Raw genomic sequence first — 17,875 nt, 5'->3', positions numbered from 1 at the left:
TTCCTGAGGAAGGCTCGTCCGCTCAGGGTAAGTCGGGACCTAAGGCGAGGCCGAAAGGCGTAGTCGAAGGACAACAGGTCGAAATTCCTGTACCACCGTAAATCGTTACGAGCGATGGGGGGACGCAGTAGGGTAGTGACGCAGGCTGATGGATGCCTGTCCAAGCAGTAAGGCTGATGTGTAGGCAAATCCGCACATCATAAGGCTGAGCTGTGATGGGGAGTGAAAATTACAGTAGCGAAGGTCATGATCTCACACTGCCAAGAAAAGCCTCTAGCCAGATGAAGGTGCCCGTACCGCAAACCGACACAGGTAGGCGAGAAGAGAATTCTAAGGCGCGCGGAAGAACTCTCGTTAAGGAACTCGGCAAAATGACCCCGTAACTTCGGGAGAAGGGGTGCCCCGGTAGTGTGAATAGCACGAGGGGGCCGCAGTGAAAAGGCCCAAGCGACTGTTTAGCAAAAACACAGGTCTGTGCGAAGCCGTAAGGCGAAGTATACGGGCTGACGCCTGCCCGGTGCTGGAAGGTTAAGGGGAGTGGTTAGGAGCAATCCGAAGCTGTGAACCGAAGCCCCAGTAAACGGCGGCCGTAACTATAACGGTCCTAAGGTAGCGAAATTCCTTGTCAGGTAAATTCTGACCCGCACGAATGGCGTAACGACTTGGGCGCTGTCTCAACGAGAGATCCGGTGAAATTTTAATACCTGTGAAGATGCAGGTTACCCGCGACAAGACGGAAAGACCCCATGGAGCTTTACTGCAGCTTGATATTGAATTTGGGTACGATCTGTACAGGATAGGTGGGAGCCTTTGAAGCATGAGCGCCAGCTTGTGTGGAGGCACCGTTGGGATACCACCCTGATCGTATCTAGGTTCTAACCTGGTGCCCTTAGCGGGTACGGGGACAGTGTCAGGTGGGCAGTTTGACTGGGGCGGTCGCCTCCTAAAGAGTAACGGAGGCGCCCAAAGGTTCCCTCAGAATGGTTGGAAATCATTCGAAGAGTGCAAAGGCATAAGGGAGCTTGACTGCGAGACCTACAAGTCGAGCAGGGACGAAAGTCGGGCTTAGTGATCCGGTGGTACCGCATGGAAGGGCCATCGCTCAACGGATAAAAGCTACCCTGGGGATAACAGGCTTATCTCCCCCAAGAGTCCACATCGACGGGGAGGTTTGGCACCTCGATGTCGGCTCATCGCATCCTGGGGCTGAAGTAGGTCCCAAGGGTTGGGCTGTTCGCCCATTAAAGCGGTACGCGAGCTGGGTTCAGAACGTCGTGAGACAGTTCGGTCCCTATCTGTCGTGGGCGTAGGAAATTTGAGAGGAGCTGTCCTTAGTACGAGAGGACCGGGATGGACGTACCGCTGGTGTACCAGTTGTTCCGCCAGGAGCACCGCTGGGTAGCTATGTACGGACGGGATAAGCGCTGAAAGCATCTAAGCGTGAAGCCCCCCTCAAGATGAGATTTCCCAGTATGTAAGACCCCTTGAAGACGACGAGGTAGATAGGCTGGGGGTGGAAGTGCAGCAATGCATGGAGCTGACCAGTACTAATCGGTCGAGGGCTTATCCAATAGCAGGTTTTGAGTCGCGTAAGTTTCGTTTCGAATCTAGTTTTCAGAGAACAACACTCTGAATGACATGAAAATCGGTACATCCCTTAAGGTGTGGTTGGTTTTCAGTTTCATCTGAATGGAAAGAAGCACAGCTTCGATCCAATCGCGTTTGGTGGCGATGGCGGAGGGGTTCCACACGTACCCATCCCGAACACGACCGTTAAGCCCTCTAGCGCCGATGGTACTTGGACCGCAGGGTCCTGGGAGAGTAGGACGCCGCCAAGCAAAATCAAAGACACACTTGATCATATCAAGTGTGTCTTTTTGTTATGGCTTTAGCCAGTTGAGTGCGTGAAACGCGCGAAACAAAAAACCACCCGCTATGCGGGTGGAGGGATGAAGGGTTTGACCATTATGACCATTCCAATACAATTGAGATGTTCAGGCTCAAAAAGAAAGGAATGGTCATTCATGGCAACCAAGAGCTACAGCCTAGCTCACACAAAGTGGATGTGTAAGTACCACATTGTGTTCACCCCGAAGTATAGACGGAAAGAAATCTATAATCAAGTGAGAAGAGATTTAATCGAAATCTTTAAACGTTTGTGCAAGTACAAAGGAGTCGAAATCATAGAAGGTCACATGATGCCCGATCATGTCCATATGTTAGTAGCCATCCCTCCAAAAATTGCGGTCTCCACGTTTATGGGATATCTAAAGGGAAAAAGTTCGCTCATGATCTTCGAAAAACATGCCCAGCTTAAGTATAAATACGGAAATCGAAAATTTTGGGCCGAAGGGTACTATGTGAGCACAGTGGGTCTAAATGAAGCAGCCGTAAGAAAGTATATTCGTGAGCAAGAAGCACATGATCAGGCGGTAGATAAGCTGAGTGTAAAAGAATACGAAGATCCATTCAGCAGTAATCGAAGCAAAAAGAAGTAAAACCAGTTTACTGGTAAGTGAAAGAGACAAATTACACTGAGCCTGAACAGCCCTGCTGTCAGGCTAGCGTCTTTAGGCGCAGTTTGGCAACAGGGGGTTATACCCCAAGAGCAAACCACCCGTTGGACGGGTGGTCCTGATTTATGGCTTTAGCCAGTTGAGTGCGTGAAACGCGCGAAACAAAAAACCACCCGCTATGCGGGTGGAGGGATGAAGGGTTTGACCATTATGACCATTCCAATACAATTGAGATGTTCAGGCTCAAAAAGAAAGGAATGGTCATTCATGGCAACCAAGAGCTACAGCCTAGCTCACACAAAGTGGATGTGTAAGTACCACATTGTGTTCACCCCGAAGTATAGACGGAAAGAAATCTATAATCAAGTGAGAAGAGATTTAATCGAAATCTTTAAACGTTTGTGCAAGTACAAAGGAGTCGAAATCATAGAAGGTCACATGATGCCCGATCATGTCCATATGTTAGTAGCCATCCCTCCAAAAATTGCGGTCTCCACGTTTATGGGATATCTAAAGGGAAAAAGTTCGCTCATGATCTTCGAAAAACATGCCCAGCTTAAGTATAAATACGGAAATCGAAAATTTTGGGCCGAAGGGTACTATGTGAGCACAGTGGGTCTAAATGAAGCAGCCGTAAGAAAGTATATTCGTGAGCAAGAAGCACATGATCAGGCGGTAGATAAGCTGAGTGTAAAAGAATACGAAGATCCATTCAGCAGTAATCGAAGCAAAAAGAAGTAAAACCAGTTTACTGGTAAGTGAAAGAGACAAATTACACTGAGCCTGAACAGCCCTGCTGTCAGGCTAGCGTCTTTAGGCGCAGTTTGGCAACAGGGGGTTATACCCCAAGAGCAAACCACCCGTTGGACGGGTGGTCCTGATTTAGATGATAATGATAAGCTGAGCAATATGCCGTTCCATTCATTACATGAAGAACGTTTGGCTAATCATGTCGATTTGACTTTTTATATACATAAAATACTGCCCTTCCAATGCTCCAAGCTGTGATACAATAGGTGAGGTCTATATAGAAACGGAACACGCATATATACGAGGAGGAACAGTAACACAATGAAATCAGCCCCGTTTATTGCCGTTGAAGGTCCGATCGGAGCGGGGAAAACAACGTTGGCTACGATGCTTTCCCAGGAATTGAACCTTCCACTGGTTAAAGAAATTGTCGAGGAGAACCCATTTCTGGCCTCCTTTTATCAGGATATCGACGAGTGGAGTTTCCAACTCGAAATGTTTTTTCTGTGCAACCGGTTTAAGCAGCTGGAAGACACAGGCGCACACTTTATTGAACAGAACAGCCCGGTCATTTCGGATTATCATATCTATAAAAATATGATATTTGCTGAACGCACTTTAAAAGGAACGAAGCGGGATAAATACCGCCAGATCTATCATTTGTTAACAGATGACCTGCCAAAACCTAATCTGGTACTTTACATCGAAGCTGAGTTGGATACGTTGATGTACCGGATTAATAAACGTGGGCGTTCCTTTGAGCAGGATATGGACCCCGCATATATGGAACAGTTGATTGCTGACTATAAAACAGGTATGGATTACCTGGCAAATGGGGCAAATCCACCGATTATTCTTAAAATTGATGCAGAGCAGCTGGACTTTGTGGAACATCCTGAACACTTCAGGCAGATTGTTAATCAGGTAAAGGAGCTTATCATATGAATAACTATGGCATTCCGGCGAATGCGTTAATCACAGTAGCAGGGACAGTGGGAGTGGGGAAATCTACTCTGACAGCAGCGCTTGCCGATCGTTTGAATTTTAAAACTTCACTGGAGCAGGTTGATCATAATCCGTACTTGGAAAAGTTCTATCACGATTTTGAGCGCTGGAGCTTTCATCTGCAAATTTACTTCCTCGCTGAGCGTTTTAAGGAGCAGAAAAAGATTTTTGAGATGGGCGGCGGTTTCGTACAGGATCGCTCAATTTATGAGGATACAGGGATTTTTGCACAGATGCATGCCGATCAGGGTACAATGTCGGCTACCGATTTTGAGACATACAGCAGCTTGTTTGAAGCGATGGTGATGACGCCTTATTTTCCACACCCGGATGTTCTGATCTATCTGGAAGGCAGTCTGCCATCGATTCTGAATCGGATTACGGAACGCGGACGTGAGATGGAGATTCAGACAGATCGCTCGTATTGGGAGCACATGCATGAGCGCTATTCCGTGTGGATTAACCAGTTTACTGCATGCCCTGTGCTGCGTCTGAACATTGATGAATATGATGTACATGATCCGGCATCGGTCGATGCCATTCTAAAGCAGATTGCAGCTGTCATACAGCCTTCCAAAGAGGCTCAGCTATAATATTGGATAGATCATCTGAAAGATTAAGCTCAGAGGAAATAGACATCTCTTTTACAGCGATTCAAGCTGTAAGAGAGGTGTTTTTTTATAAAAATAATTCTAAGATGAAGAGTCCAGGTGATGATGTTTTGTATAAATATGTATTTATATGAGTATAAAAGCTCAGAAAGTTGTTGAAATTTGAAGCATTTTGTGGTTTTATAGGAAAGGTGAATTCTGGAAATATAGTATAAGCATGACTCAGGAGGGAAAGACATCGTGGAAGAAAAACAAGGAATTAAAATCGGGATGCCAATCATCGGTGGATTGATTGCTGCCATACTGGGAGGTGTGGTATGGGCTGCGGTTGCAGCCATGACGGAGTATGAGGTTGGACTTATTGCCATACTGGTTGGTGTGCTTTGCGGGTACGCTGTCGTGTTGTTCTCGAACAAACAAATCGCAACAATGCATAAAATTTTTGCTGTTGTGTTCGCACTGGTGGGCATTTTGCTCGGTAAATACTTGACAGTGGTTTATTTTACATCGGAGTTGTTTACGGATGTGAGTACACTGACATTGGTGTTTGATGGAGAAATGATTAGTGCGTTTACGGAAACGATTAAGGAATATTTCAGCGAGCCAACAGATTGGTTGTTCATCGCACTCGCGATTGTATCGGCTTGGCAAATTCCAGGCCGGATGGCGAAAACAAGCATGGCGTCAGAAGCTTCTGCCTCGGATCAAGCACCGAGAGCGTAAGGTTAGATAAAAGGTTGTAAGTTATGTGATTTCGTTATGGAGCAGGGCAGCGAAGCAGCGTACAGCCAGGATGAACAAAGTAAGAAAAGATCAAACTACGGAGTTCTCGGAGTGGACATCGGCACAAGGATAGTTCACATTGCGGCCGGGAGTGGGAATAGAGAAAGGACGTAATGCCCCTCAGGCGTTACGTCCTTTTTGTTACTGCTGCTTGTTTGAGTTGGCAAATACGGACATGGCACTGCACATGAATTGTGCTAGTCCTTCACCAAACTGATCCATATTTCGTGTAAAGCGTTCATCATCTACATACATCTGGCCAAGTACTTCGAAGGCTTCTGGAGAGTAGCTTCCGATTTGATTCAGAACCATGTACCATTGTTTAATCTCGGCCTGTGCTTCGGCTGATTCAGGTGCAGTATGGCGAATAGCTGCCAGCCGTCTGAAGATGTTATTCATCTGCTCAGCCAGTTCTTTTTGTTTATCTGCAGGCTGATGCTGCAAATGGTTGTTTGCTTCATTGACAGCTTGGTCGCCCCAGCGCTGACGAGCTTCCTGTTCATACGGATTTTGACTAAAATCAAAGCCCCGAAATTGTTCTTTGGCAGTCATTTTAATTTCTCCTCTCAGGTGTAATACGGTTTTATCGATGGTGGCTATCATTTGATCAAGACGCTGACGTTTTTCCAGCAAAATGAGCTTGTGCATCTGCAGTGCTTCCTCCGCATCAAAGGCGGGATCGTCTATAATGTTTTTGATTTCTTTTAGGGAGAAGCCGAGTTCTTTGAAAAATAAAATCTGCTGTAATCGTTCCAGGTTGGCATCGGAATACATTCGATATCCGGCAGCAGTGAACTCGTCCGGGACGAGCAGCCCAATCTCGTCATAGTGATGCAGTGTGCGCACACTGATCGAGGCAAGCTCGGAAACTTCTTTTACTTTCATGGCCATGAGTGAAACCTCCTTACAACATGAATTGTACATTGTCACGTTACGTGAGAGTCAACATGTTAATTATGTGAGGAAGGAGGAAGGCTGCCAAGTTGAATGACTATTTTTCGTTCATGGGACGGACACGCTGTCCATTCATGGGTGCAAAAAAGAGGGTCATAGGAATTCAAAGCAAAGCTTGCAAAAAATAAGGTTTTTCTTCGTTAACAAGCTCAAGTACCTTTAATACTGTATGCAAAATCCCTGCTCATTTCTGTAAGCTTATTAAAGATAGCAAGTGAACATTCGGGCTATCCAAAATACAGAATAAAGGGGCTTTCATTGTGATTTCAAACGAGATGTATTCCATTAAAGATGATACATATGCCCAAAAACAAAGCCTTCCATGGGCGGCTCTACTGGCGTTAGCTATGGCAGGATTTATCTGCATACTTACTGAAAGCCTGCCTGCTGGACTACTCCCTCAGATTGCCATTGGTCTTGGCATAACGCAGGCAAAAGCCGGACAACTTGTTACGTTGTATGCTGCGGGCTCTCTGGCAGCTGCAATTCCACTGACTGTGGCAACTCGCGGGTGGAGACGTAGACCTCTTTTGCTGTTATGTATTATAGGCTTTCTCCTGTTTAACACGGTGACTGCTGTATCTTCGGTATATGTTATAACGTTAATCGCGCGTTTTTGTGCAGGAATAGCAGCGGGTGTGCTGTGGGGAATGACCGCTGGATATGCACGTCGGATGGTGCCCGAGTCATTAAAAGGAAAAGCCATAGCCGTTGCTATGGCAGGTACACCTTTGGCATTAGCGCTTGGTGTTCCGATCGGCACTTTTTTTGGGACGTATGTAGGCTGGCGTTTAATCTTTGGAACAATATCTATATTGACGCTTGCGCTTATCTTATGGGTGTTCTGGAAAGTTCCAGATTATGAAGGCGAGGTCAAGCAGAATCAACTCTCACTGCATAAAATCCTGTTTCTTCCTGGAATCCGGCCTATTTTACTTGTGGTGCTGGCCTGGGTGCTGGCTCATAATATTTTGTATACTTATATTTCTCCTTTTCTGGCAAATACAGCACTGGCCCATAGAGTTGATCTGATTTTACTCCTATTTGGCGTAACTTCAGTGATGGGCATTTGGATTATTGGGCTGCTGATTGATCGTTACTTAAGGATACTGGTTCTATTAAGTATTGCAATATTTGCTTTTGCCTCAGCGGCGATAGGAATCTGGAGCAATCAGCCGGCTGTTATCATTATAGGAGTGACTGCATGGGGATTGACCTTTGGCGGAGCAGCAACGTTACTCCAAACAGCTATTGCACATGCAGGAGGTCGCAGTGCCGATATCGCCCAATCGATGTTGGTAACAGCATGGAATCTAGGGATCGGTGCGGGAGGTATGATTGGTGCTATCCTGCTTCATTGGATCGGAGCTAGATTCCTGCCAGGTTCATTGGTGCTATTGTTGTTTATTGCTCTTCTTATTACGTTGAGCTCTAAAAAACACGGATTTCCTAGTTCACCTTAAAAATGTAGATATCTAAATTAGAAAAGATGGACGGTTAGGAATCCTTTGAGATCAGGAACTGGGGTTCTTCCATTAGGTTTTTACATGCAATAGGCGAGGACATTGCGATAAGTGTAGTATAGGTTCCATATTTGTCACATTGGTTTCCAAATGCCTCTAAGTCTGCGATAGAATCTGTCATGATTTTCAATAAATAATTATGTTCTCCACTGACGCGATAACATTCTACAACTTCGGGCGAAACACGGCAGAAATCAAGGAAAGCAGTGCATTCTCTAGTTCGAAATAGTAGATAGGATGTACTTTGTTTTCCTAATTTTTGCGGATTAAGGACGGTGCGATACCCTTCAATAACACCGCTTTCCTCCAGTCGTTTTACACGTTCTGTGACGGCTGGCTGTGAAAGTCCCACCAATTTTCCTAATTCGGTCATGGACAATCTGGCTTGGTTTTCCATATGGAACAGGATGTTTCTATCGATCTGATCCATAAACTCACTCCCTTTTATTATATAGGTTATTTCGTGAAGAGACTTTTATATTCATAGTAATTAAAAGATAATGTTTTGTAAATGTGAAGCTTTATAACAGAAATGATTTATATATTAAATATGCTTGGGATGGAGGGGTGGGGGATGAAATAGATATGTGCGTGATGCAAGGTGGGAAGAAGGTGAGAAAGGTGAAAGGATTTAAAGGATACAGAAGGAGATATGGTGCGCTGCAGGATGAACTGTTTGCGGAAGGATAAGGATGAAAAATGATGCAGGAGGATGTGTAGTTTGCAGAACAAGGCAAAGGAGGAGAAGAATAAAACAAGAATGCAAAGGCTGCAGACCGAGTGGCTGCAGCCTTTGCATTCTCGGGCAGGGAGCACGGCTATGCCTGCTCCCTGCGCAGGATCGCGGCGAGCTGTGCAGCCGCTGCGTGCACATCGGCCGCGCCCGCGATGGCGGAGATGACGGCGACGCCGTCGGCTCCAGCCGCCATCACGGCGGCCGCGGTATCGGGCGTAATGCCGCCGATACCAACCACCGGAACCGCGATGCCTGCGGCGCGCAGTTCCGCCATCCCGGCGGGGCCCAGCACAGCGTGGGCATCCGCTTTGGAGCGCGTCGGGTACATTGGCCCGATGCCAAGATAGTCTGCGCCCGCCTGCACGGCAAGGCGGGCTTCAAGGGCGGAGTGGGCGGATACGCCAAGCATCCGCCCTTCGCCAATGCGGGCGCGCACCAGCGCCGCGTCCGCATCGTCCTGACCGACGTGTACACCGTCGGCCTCTACAGCCACAGCCAGCTCCACATCATCGTTCACGATGAACGGTATCCCGTGCTGGCTGCACACCTCGCGAAGCCGCAGCGCAAGCGCTGTTCGGGCTTCGCCTGTCAGGGCGCCAGTTCCCTTCTCGCGGAACTGGAACAGCGTGATGCCGCCAGCGATCGCCTGGCGCAGCACCTCCACCGGGTCACGCGTCGTATTGACGCTGCCCATCACCAAATACAACTGCAGCGCACGGCGTACCGCTTCCGTATCCCATCTACGCATCAGCATGCACCTCGCTGTCTGCGCTGGTACGCGAAGTGATTCGTCGGTCCGTGCCCGGCCCCGAATCCCAGCTCATCTTCAATGGCTGCCTGAATGAAGGCTCGCGCGGTTGTAACGGCAGCCAGAACAGAAGAACCCTTGGCCAGTTCGGCCGTAATGGCAGCAGAGAAGGTGCAGCCGGTTCCGTGCGTATGACGTGTCATTACACGCAGGTTCTCCAGGTAATGAAAGGACTGCCCGTCGTACAGAACATCCACTACCGTTCCGCTACCAGTCTCATGTCCTCCTTTGATCAGGGCATACGTTGTGCCCATCTGTACCAATTGTTTTGCAGCTTCTTCGCGTTCGTTCAGATTGGTTATGTTCATACCCGTAAGCAGTTCAGCTTCCGGGATGTTAGGTGTTGTGAGCAGGGCATGGGGCATCAGCTCCTCAACAAGTGCCTGCACCGCCTCCTGCTGGAGGAGAGGTGCACCGCCTTTAGCTACCATCACCGGATCGATCACCAGATTGGTCCAGCCGAACTGCTGCCATTTTGCCGCGACAAGACGAATAATCTCGGCACTATACAGCATGCCTGTCTTGACCGCACGCGGCTGAAAGTCTTCTCCCGTTGAATCGAGCTGCTGGGCTATGCCTTCATAACTGATGGGAAATACGCCCTGCACACCCATAGTGTTCTGTGCAGCGATCGCAGTAATCACCGTCATTCCGTATACACCAAGCTCCTGGAAGGTTTTGAGATCAGCCTGAATTCCGGCACCGCCACCGTTATCAGAACCTGCAATCGTTAATGCCTGCGTAATGTTCATCGTACACCTCCCCGAATCTGGCGAATCTGCGCGTGCTCCGAGAGCAGTTCAGGTGTCACCTGTGCTAATTGATTTAGAAATTCCATCTGGAAGCTGCCAGGGCCCTGATGAGCTGTTCGAGCTGCAGCCCGTTCAGCGGAAACACCATAAAAGGCAGCTGCCTCGGTCACACTGTGCAGTAAATCATCTCCTGGTGCGGCAGCGGCAGCGAAAGCACCAATCACCGAGCTTAGAAGGCAGCCTGCGCCTGTCACTTGGGTGAGTAAAGCATGTCCGTTGCTGGTCAGAAATGTTTGATACCCGTCCGTAATAACATCGTACTGACCTGTAATGACGATAATGCAGCCCAGCCGCTGTGCAGCGCGCTCCGCAATGTCAATCCGGTCACCCTCTCCAGTTCCGGCATCCACACCTTTGATATTCCACGGCACCCCAATGACATGGGCCACCTCGGCAGCATTACCGCGCAGCACAGTGAGACGAAGCTCACGAACCAGCTTCTGCACCGTATCGGTGCGATAAGCGGTTGCTCCCGCACCAACCGGATCAAGTACAACAGGTACATGATGTGCATTGGCAGACTTCCCGGCCAGCAGGATCGACTGAACAACTCTTTCATCCAATGTGCCAATGTTCAGAACGACTGCTCCAGCCATACGGGCAGCATCAGCGGCTTCTTCATGAGCATAAGCCATGAACGGAGAGGCACCAAGGGCAAGCAGACCATTTGCAGTAAAAGGAGCAACCACAAGGTTGGTAATGTTATGAATCAAAGGATTGAGTGTACGTACACGTTGAAGATATGACATCGCAATTTCCTCCTTGATCTAAAATGATCTGATGATGGTGAATCATGTGACATCCATTTGCACGTTGGGAATAGAGAAGATAATCGTCCGGTTCCTTTGCGATGGAATATAAAAAAAGCCCCACCCATTTCCGGAGAAATGAGCAGGGCTTCCAGTTGTAACTATGGTGATGGTTCCCCTTAACAACTAGGGAGAATCCACTATTCATAAAGGCTGCTCACTTCCCTCCGCTGGTATAATCCAGATCAGGTTCAAAGGGTCCGAATATAACGATTCGTCTCAGCCGTAAGGCTCCCCTAGTGTATTGTGCAAAATATGGAGTTATGTCCCCAGTCTATATCACATCCTGCCATAATGTAAAGAGGACTGGCTGACTGTGAATACGTTGAAAGCTGCGCAGAAAAAGAAGATGTTTCTGAATAATTTGGTTTATCTTGATTCGTTATTCGGATTTACCTTCGTTCATTAACCCGATATAATGGAGATTGGCCCATACGGCCGTATTACGAATGAGGGCAGGACATGTGTTCCTCCCGGCAGAATGGGGACCCTGAGTTGAAAACGTTCAAGAAAGTATACATTGAAATTACGAGCATCTGTAATCTGGCATGCAGCTTTTGTCCACAAACGAAGCGTGCCAAAGGATTTATCGACCCTGAAGTCTTTAATAATATATTGGATCAGATCAAACCGCACACCAAACACATCTACCTGCACGTCAAAGGGGAACCGCTGCTGCATCCCAAAATTGACGTGCTGCTGGACTCCGCCCATGCCAAAGGATTCAAAGTAAACATTACAACGAACGGTACACTGCTGCCGAAAACACAGCATAAATTGATAGGTAAACCTGCACTGAGACAGATGAATTTCTCGCTGCACAGCTTCGACGGTCATGAAGGCTCTACCGACCGTGACGGATATCTGCGTAACATTTTGACTTTTGTACGTGAAGCCGTGAAACATAATGTCATTGTCTCGTTTCGATTATGGAATCTGACACAGGACAACTTTACGAATGCACAGAGGAATCGAAACCGAGAGACGCTGGAGGTGCTGGAGCGTGAATTCAATCTGGACTTCCGGATTGAGGAAAAAGTCGTTCCAGGCAGCGGCATAAAAATCGCGCCGAATGTGTACCTGAATCAGGATCATGAATTCCAGTGGCCAAGTCTGGATGCACCTGAAGATGATGGTAGGGGCTTCTGCCATGCACTGCGCAGTCAGGCCGCTGTGCTGGTGGACGGAACCGTCGTTCCCTGCTGTCTGGATGGAGAGGGTGTTATTAACCTGGGTAACATCCATGAGAAGTCTTTCTCGGAAATTGTGGATGGAGAGCGTGCGAACAATCTGGTGTACGGTTTCTCTAAACGTGAGGCTGTAGAGGAATTATGCCGCAAGTGTGGGTACCGTCAGCGGTTCGGAGCCGGAGCCTGAGACAAGAGTTAGAATAGCAGGATGGATTACACGAGATCAGGACTGATCTGCCGAAAAAGGAATAAGATACTCCAAGACTCTACTGTCTGCAAGCAGACGATAGAGTCTTTTTTGATGAACTTGATGGTAATTAGGACGGTAAAAAACAGCATATACCAAGTTAATATCGGTACATATCATCGGAATGGAATATGATGATAAATACAGTTCGATCCGTTTTTATGCCGGGGAATGTAAATGTGATCCAGGGATTATTCCTGTAATCTTCCTTTTTATGTAGGATTAAGACAGGTTCCGGGCAGTGCTTACTGCTGCGGTTCCGTGAGACAAGCCTGCGGCTTGCAGACAAATCCATTTAAATTATAGGGAGGATGTTGATGATGAAAAAGATGTTAACGCTGTTGTTGTCCGCTGGTCTGGTTGCTTCCATATTTGGTGTTATGCCTGCGGCGGCTGCGCCAACGGTTGTAAATTCAACGATTGTTGTACCTAAGGGCACAACGTATGATGGACAGGGAAAAACCTTTGTAGCCAACCCGTCTACACTGGGTGATGGTTCTCAGGCAGAAAATCAAAAGCCGGTCTTCCGGCTCGAAGCAGGCGCTACCCTGAAAAATGTCATCCTCGGTGCGCCAGCAGCAGATGGTGTGCATTGTTATGGCAGCTGTAACATCTCAAATGTGGTATGGCAGGATGTAGGCGAGGATGCGTTAACACTAAAATCATCAGGAACAGTGAACATTACAGGTGGTGCCGCATACAAGGCATACGATAAAGTGTTTCAGATCAATGCAGCAGGCACCATTAACATCAAAAACTTCCGTGCCGATGATATCGGCAAGCTGGTTCGGCAAAATGGAGGCACAACCTTTGCAGTCAACATGACGCTGGATAACTCCAATATTTCCAATGTGAAAGATGCTATTATGCGTACGGACAGCCCTGTATCTCAAGGAAAAATCACCAATACCCGCTATTCCAAAGTACCGACACTATTCAAGGGTTTTGCTTCAGGTAAAACGAGCCAGTCCGGTAATACGCAGTATTAAACTGCACCATGCGAAGAGATCAAACAAACCAGATGCTGTAACCAAGGAGCTGCGCTGATGCGATACAGATGCAGTGAAATATCCCATACTGGACCTATCTACCCAATAAACTAACCGTTTATGCTTTTCACTACACATGTTTTTATTGCTGAGCATGCAGCAAATCAAACAGGGTGAGCAGAGAAATACTGCTTCATCCTGTTTTTTATATCTTCATGTTATCCTCACAGCAGACAGTCGATCAGCCATCTTGATTTGCATATGGGCAATGGGAACCATCTTGTGATAACATGTGCACTAACTCTACCAATCGCATGTTAAGAGGGGATACTATGTCAATTCGAATCAAAATGCTGCTTTCTTTCACAGGCATGCTTGTGATCAGTCTCATGTTCATTCTGCTTACTGCCAGTCTCTATACCATTGCGGCTACAGGAGATCTGCAAAGTTTTCGCGATATTTATAAAGTCCATTATCAGATCAATCCACTCACGGAGCAGGGAGAGGCAATCTTTCAAGAGATGAAGTTTATGGCTAAAAATAAGCCGGACGAGCTGCAGAACAAGGTACTGCTCCGGGAATTCGATATGAAGCTTCGAGCCGAGAAATCGGGGCTCTACGTCAGGCGTGAGAACAGTCCGATCTTTGAATCGCGGACTTTCCATCAACCGGGGCTGAGGCAGGCACTGCCTGCCTATGACCTGAACAACAATCAGATCCGAAGCACATTCAATATCAGTGAGCGCTTCTACGCCTATGCCAAGTTTGATTTCCAATATTCAGATGGGAAACGCGGTAGTATTTTTGTCATTCGGGAGAGAAGTCCATTTGCCGAGCTGACTCGCAAACTGCTGCCCGTCATGTCTCTTCTGTTAATTGGTGTGCTTGTTATCGCTAACCTGCTTCTGTTCCGCTGGATTACACGCAGCTTCATTCAACCGCTGCATCAGCTGCGAAGCTCGGCCGATCAGATTAAGAACGGCAATTTGTCCTTCGAGCTGCAGCCTGCCTCTAATGACGAGGTTGGGCAGCTTAGCGAAGCTTTTGAGAGCATGCGGAAACAGTTACAGCGTTCCAATGAGCTGAGACAGCAGGATGAGGCCAGCCGCAGAGAGCTGATTTCCAACATTTCGCATGATCTGCGCACCCCGATCACCAACATCAAAGGATACATTGAGGGGATTCGCGACGGGGTAGCAAATACACCAGAGAAAATGGAGACTTACGTCAATATCATTCATGCCAAGGCGGTCAGTATGGATAAGCTGGTGGATGAACTGTTTCTATACTCCAAGCTGGATTTGAACCAAGAACCGTTTGTATTTAATCCGGTGGATCTGGTGGAATTTCTGGAAGACAGCATCGAGGAGCTGCGATATGATCTGGAGGATAAAGGAGTGCAGCTGCATTGGCATAACCGGGCCTCGGGTCCGGTTGTGTCTGCGGTCGATCTGGATAAATTAAAACGCACCGTGGTGAACATTGTAGATAATGCACTGAAATATATGCACAATGACGATAAGCAATTCACTATTATTTTGGAAGCAGATGGGGACTGGAATACGATTATTTTCAAGGATAATGGAGAAGGAATATCAGCAGAGGCGCTGCCGCACATCTTTGAGCGATTCTACCGTGCCGAACAATCGCGCAGTTCGTCTACAGGCGGAAGCGGGCTTGGACTGGCCATCGTGCGTCAGATTATAGATGGACATGGCGGCCTGATCTGGGCAGACAGCAAGCTTGGTGAAGGCACAAGCATCCACATCCAATTAAAACGGCTGCCGGGCGAGAGGGGGGAACAGTTATGACCGATATTCTGATCATTGAGGATGAAATAACGATTGCCGAACTGGAGCGGGACTATTTCGAACTCCACGGATTTTCGGTGGAATTATGCCATAACGGTGATGAAGGCCTGCGCCGTGCTCTGCATGAGGATTATCGCCTTATCATTGTGGATCTCATGCTCCCGGGTATGGATGGATTTGAACTATGCAGGCTCATTCGCGAGGAGAAGGAGGTGCCGATTCTCGTTGTTTCCGCAAAGAAAGAGGAGATCGACAAAATTCGAACATTTAATCTGGGGGTCGATGATTTTATTACCAAACCGTTCAGCCCAAGCGAGCTGGTTGCAAGAGCCAAGGCTCATTTGACACGTTACGATCGACTGCTTGGCAAGAGCAAACCCGCTGAAAAAGATGAAATCCACATTCGCGGGCTGCACGTGGATAAAGGATCACGCCGCGTTTTCCTGAATGGAGAAGAGGTGCAGATCACCACTAAAGAGTTTGACCTGCTTGTATTCTTGGCGAGTCATCCGAACCGTGTGTTCAGCAAATCGGATCTGTTTGAACGAATCTGGGGCATGGAATCCAATGGGGATATCGCAACCGTTACCGTACATATCCGTAAACTGCGGGGGAAACTGGAAAGCGATCCTAAACATCCGGAGTATATTGAAACGGTCTGGGGTGCGGGCTACCGTTTTACGATATAAGTTTAGAGAAAGATTAGCCGCAGTTTATAATTTGTTAATATATTTGTCCTCTGCAGTTTCTTTTTATCCTCTACGCTGTAGATAGAAGCAAGCAGCAACTATCTATAGAGGGGAAGAACTTTTCATGAAATTTACAGCTCGTAAACTCGCAGCATTATTAACGATAACCGCATTGGGCACAGCAGCATTCCCATTTACAACACATCAAGCTCAGGCATCCGGCTTCACCACTTCTATTTCCGCTGCCGCAGCACAGCTTACCGATCAGCAGGTGCAGGCTGCCGTTAAGGAACTGAACCGTCTGGGCATCATGAACGGATACAGCGATCAATCCATGGGTGAACATCGGACCATCACTCGTGCAGAATTAGCTTCGTTGGTGTACAGAACATTTGATTTGGGAAATCAGACAGGTGAAGGTGCATTGATAACAGATGTCAACCCTGATGCTTGGTACGCGCCTTATGCCGCCAAACTTGTAGAGCTGGGTGTAATGCAGGCCGTTGATGGTCAATTCCAACCTCAGCGTCTGGTGACCGATGCGGAGCTGGAAGAGGTCGTATCTAAAGCTCTGAAAAGGGATGTAAAGTCCGTACATCATTGGATGAGTTCATTTTTCGAGGACACTGGCTCTGTGACACGAGGAGAAACAGCGGTGCTGCTGCAAAAGGCTTATCAAGCTATTCCTTCAGAGCAGGCAGGAGTTGAGAGTGTGAGAGCGCTGAATAACATGACGCTGATCGTTACGTTCGACAAGCCGCTTACGGCAGCAGATGAAGTTTTTGCTAAATCCAAAACGGATTTTGTATTCAGCGGAGGACTGACCTTGACCAATATGCCTCGACTGAAAACGGGATCTGCATCCACATATATTGTGCCAACATCTGTGCAGCAGGCTGGGGAAGCATACAGCCTTACATATAAAGGTCAAGATGCAGGTTCCTTTACAGGCAGTGACGTCAAAGTAAACATGACTGAGGTGCGTCAAGTGACGAATGATACCTTTGAGATTGAAGCTTTGAAGGGGAATGGAGTTGTAGATTACGGTTATGTCATTGCTGCATACAGTGCTGGCCGGGGGGCGAATGCTTTTGTACTGAACGATCGGGAGCAGGCGGACGGCACAACATATCAGGTCATCTCTTCCATGCAGGCGAGACAGGTTACGATTACACCTGAGAATGGAGAGCCGATCATTGCGAAATATGTTCCATTTACCCAATCCACAGATGGCAGACAAGAGCCTAAATTCCGACTGCCTGAAGGGCAGGTTCTGAAACCAGGGGTATCCTATACCGTGACTTCCGATTGGGCCAATATCCAGAATGCTTCGTTCACTGCGAAGACAATCGAAGCGTTAAATATTGAAAGTGCCAAGGCTGCAGATGATACCGCAATTGAAGTTACGCTTGCCCAGGACCCGGGAGATGAATTATTCTCAGGACGAAGTGTAACTCTGACAGCACCTGACGGACATGTCCTGACAGCTGTATATAAATATTCAAGTAGAAAAGGCGCAGCTGGAATATTCGAGATTACGCAGGAAGGTAAGATGATTCCGGGTACAATCTATACGCTGAATCCAGTTGGTGATTGGAGTGTCGCTTCATCGGTAACTGTGATAAATCAGTAAGGAGGACAC

At 47.6% G+C, this 17,875-nt stretch carries 16 protein-coding genes, 2 rRNA genes and 1 riboswitch (1 of these 19 cut by a window edge); of the genes, 13 read left to right on the top strand and 5 right to left on the bottom strand.

Annotation, left to right across the window (positions count from 1 at the left end):
• The 7 genes from ABXS70_RS21765 to ABXS70_RS21735 form a co-directional block, all read left to right on the top strand.
• Nucleotides 1–1,571 (top strand): 23S ribosomal RNA (locus tag ABXS70_RS21765); it begins 1,355 nt to the left of the window's first position.
• 150 nt (nt 1,572–1,721) lie between these two features.
• Nucleotides 1,722–1,838 (top strand): 5S ribosomal RNA (gene rrf / locus ABXS70_RS21760).
• A 186-nt stretch (nt 1,839–2,024) separates the two neighbouring features.
• Nucleotides 2,025–2,498, top strand: coding sequence for an IS200/IS605 family transposase (tnpA, locus tag ABXS70_RS21755; protein WP_366290822.1), 474 nt, complete (start codon nt 2,025–2,027; stop codon nt 2,496–2,498).
• Between the two features lie 285 nt (nt 2,499–2,783).
• Nucleotides 2,784–3,257, top strand: a complete 474-nt coding sequence (gene tnpA / locus ABXS70_RS21750) for an IS200/IS605 family transposase (RefSeq protein ID WP_366290822.1) — start codon at nt 2,784–2,786, stop codon at nt 3,255–3,257.
• 330 nt (nt 3,258–3,587) lie between these two features.
• On the top strand, nt 3,588–4,211 hold the full coding sequence (locus tag ABXS70_RS21745; RefSeq protein ID WP_366290819.1) for a deoxynucleoside kinase: 624 nt from the start codon (nt 3,588–3,590) through the stop codon (nt 4,209–4,211).
• On the top strand, nt 4,208–4,864 hold the full coding sequence (locus ABXS70_RS21740; protein WP_342554310.1) for a deoxynucleoside kinase: 657 nt from the start codon (nt 4,208–4,210) through the stop codon (nt 4,862–4,864). The genes ABXS70_RS21745 and ABXS70_RS21740 overlap by 4 nt, the downstream gene beginning before the upstream one ends.
• 258 nt (nt 4,865–5,122) lie before the next feature.
• Complete coding sequence (locus ABXS70_RS21735) at nt 5,123–5,605, top strand: hypothetical protein (RefSeq protein WP_366290816.1); 483 nt, start codon at nt 5,123–5,125, stop codon at nt 5,603–5,605.
• A gap of 201 nt (nt 5,606–5,806) precedes the next feature.
• On the opposite strand, the gene ABXS70_RS21730 is transcribed toward ABXS70_RS21735, so the two are convergent.
• On the bottom strand, nt 5,807–6,556 hold the full coding sequence (locus ABXS70_RS21730) for a MerR family transcriptional regulator (RefSeq protein WP_342554312.1): 750 nt from the start codon (nt 6,554–6,556) through the stop codon (nt 5,807–5,809).
• A 338-nt stretch (nt 6,557–6,894) separates the two neighbouring features.
• On the opposite strand from ABXS70_RS21730, the gene ABXS70_RS21725 reads away from it, so the two are divergent.
• Complete coding sequence (locus ABXS70_RS21725; RefSeq protein ID WP_342556229.1) at nt 6,895–8,082, top strand: MFS transporter; 1,188 nt, start codon at nt 6,895–6,897, stop codon at nt 8,080–8,082.
• Nucleotides 8,083–8,116: 34 nt separating this feature from the next.
• Here the strand turns inward: ABXS70_RS21725 and ABXS70_RS21720 are convergent, their stop codons facing one another.
• The 4 genes from ABXS70_RS21720 to thiM all read right to left on the bottom strand — a co-directional run bounded on the left by ABXS70_RS21720 (nt 8,117) and on the right by thiM (nt 11,247).
• Nucleotides 8,117–8,572 carry a winged helix-turn-helix transcriptional regulator gene (locus ABXS70_RS21720; protein ID WP_342554313.1) on the bottom strand — a complete coding sequence of 152 codons (456 nt, stop codon included), beginning with the start codon at nt 8,570–8,572 and terminating at the stop codon, nt 8,117–8,119.
• Nucleotides 8,573–8,960: 388 nt separating this feature from the next.
• Nucleotides 8,961–9,626, bottom strand: a complete 666-nt coding sequence (gene thiE / locus ABXS70_RS21715; protein ID WP_366290813.1) for a thiamine phosphate synthase — start codon at nt 9,624–9,626, stop codon at nt 8,961–8,963.
• On the bottom strand, nt 9,626–10,438 hold the full coding sequence (gene thiD, locus ABXS70_RS21710; RefSeq protein WP_342554315.1) for a bifunctional hydroxymethylpyrimidine kinase/phosphomethylpyrimidine kinase: 813 nt from the start codon (nt 10,436–10,438) through the stop codon (nt 9,626–9,628). Before thiD ends, thiE begins: the two co-directional genes overlap by 1 nt.
• Nucleotides 10,435–11,247: a hydroxyethylthiazole kinase gene (gene thiM, locus ABXS70_RS21705; RefSeq protein WP_366290809.1), complete on the bottom strand. Its 813-nt coding sequence runs from the start codon at nt 11,245–11,247 to the stop codon at nt 10,435–10,437. Before thiM ends, thiD begins: the two co-directional genes overlap by 4 nt.
• A gap of 205 nt (nt 11,248–11,452) precedes the next feature.
• A riboswitch (TPP riboswitch) is annotated at nt 11,453–11,555 on the bottom strand.
• Nucleotides 11,556–11,802: 247 nt separating this feature from the next.
• On the opposite strand from thiM, the gene ABXS70_RS21700 reads away from it, so the two are divergent.
• From ABXS70_RS21700 to ABXS70_RS21680, 5 genes are all read left to right on the top strand, one after another.
• Nucleotides 11,803–12,684, top strand: a complete 882-nt coding sequence (locus tag ABXS70_RS21700; protein ID WP_342554317.1) for a radical SAM/SPASM domain-containing protein — start codon at nt 11,803–11,805, stop codon at nt 12,682–12,684.
• Nucleotides 12,685–13,064: 380 nt separating this feature from the next.
• The gene (locus ABXS70_RS21695; RefSeq protein ID WP_342556230.1) at nt 13,065–13,733 is read left to right on the top strand and encodes a pectate lyase; all 669 of its coding nucleotides are present in this window, start codon (nt 13,065–13,067) and stop codon (nt 13,731–13,733) included.
• Nucleotides 13,734–14,065: 332 nt separating this feature from the next.
• Complete coding sequence (locus tag ABXS70_RS21690) at nt 14,066–15,544, top strand: HAMP domain-containing sensor histidine kinase (protein ID WP_342554318.1); 1,479 nt, start codon at nt 14,066–14,068, stop codon at nt 15,542–15,544.
• The gene (locus ABXS70_RS21685) at nt 15,541–16,233 is read left to right on the top strand and encodes a response regulator transcription factor (RefSeq protein ID WP_342554319.1); all 693 of its coding nucleotides are present in this window, start codon (nt 15,541–15,543) and stop codon (nt 16,231–16,233) included. Before ABXS70_RS21690 ends, ABXS70_RS21685 begins: the two co-directional genes overlap by 4 nt.
• A gap of 124 nt (nt 16,234–16,357) precedes the next feature.
• On the top strand, nt 16,358–17,866 hold the full coding sequence (locus ABXS70_RS21680) for an S-layer homology domain-containing protein (RefSeq protein ID WP_366290804.1): 1,509 nt from the start codon (nt 16,358–16,360) through the stop codon (nt 17,864–17,866).
• Nucleotides 17,867–17,875: the final 9 nt, after the last annotated feature.

Source organism: Paenibacillus sp. AN1007 (genome assembly GCF_040702995.1).
GTDB lineage: Bacteria > Bacillota > Bacilli > Paenibacillales > Paenibacillaceae > Paenibacillus.
Note: the sequence above shows the minus strand (reverse complement) of the source record. Positions and strands in the feature narration are given on the sequence as shown.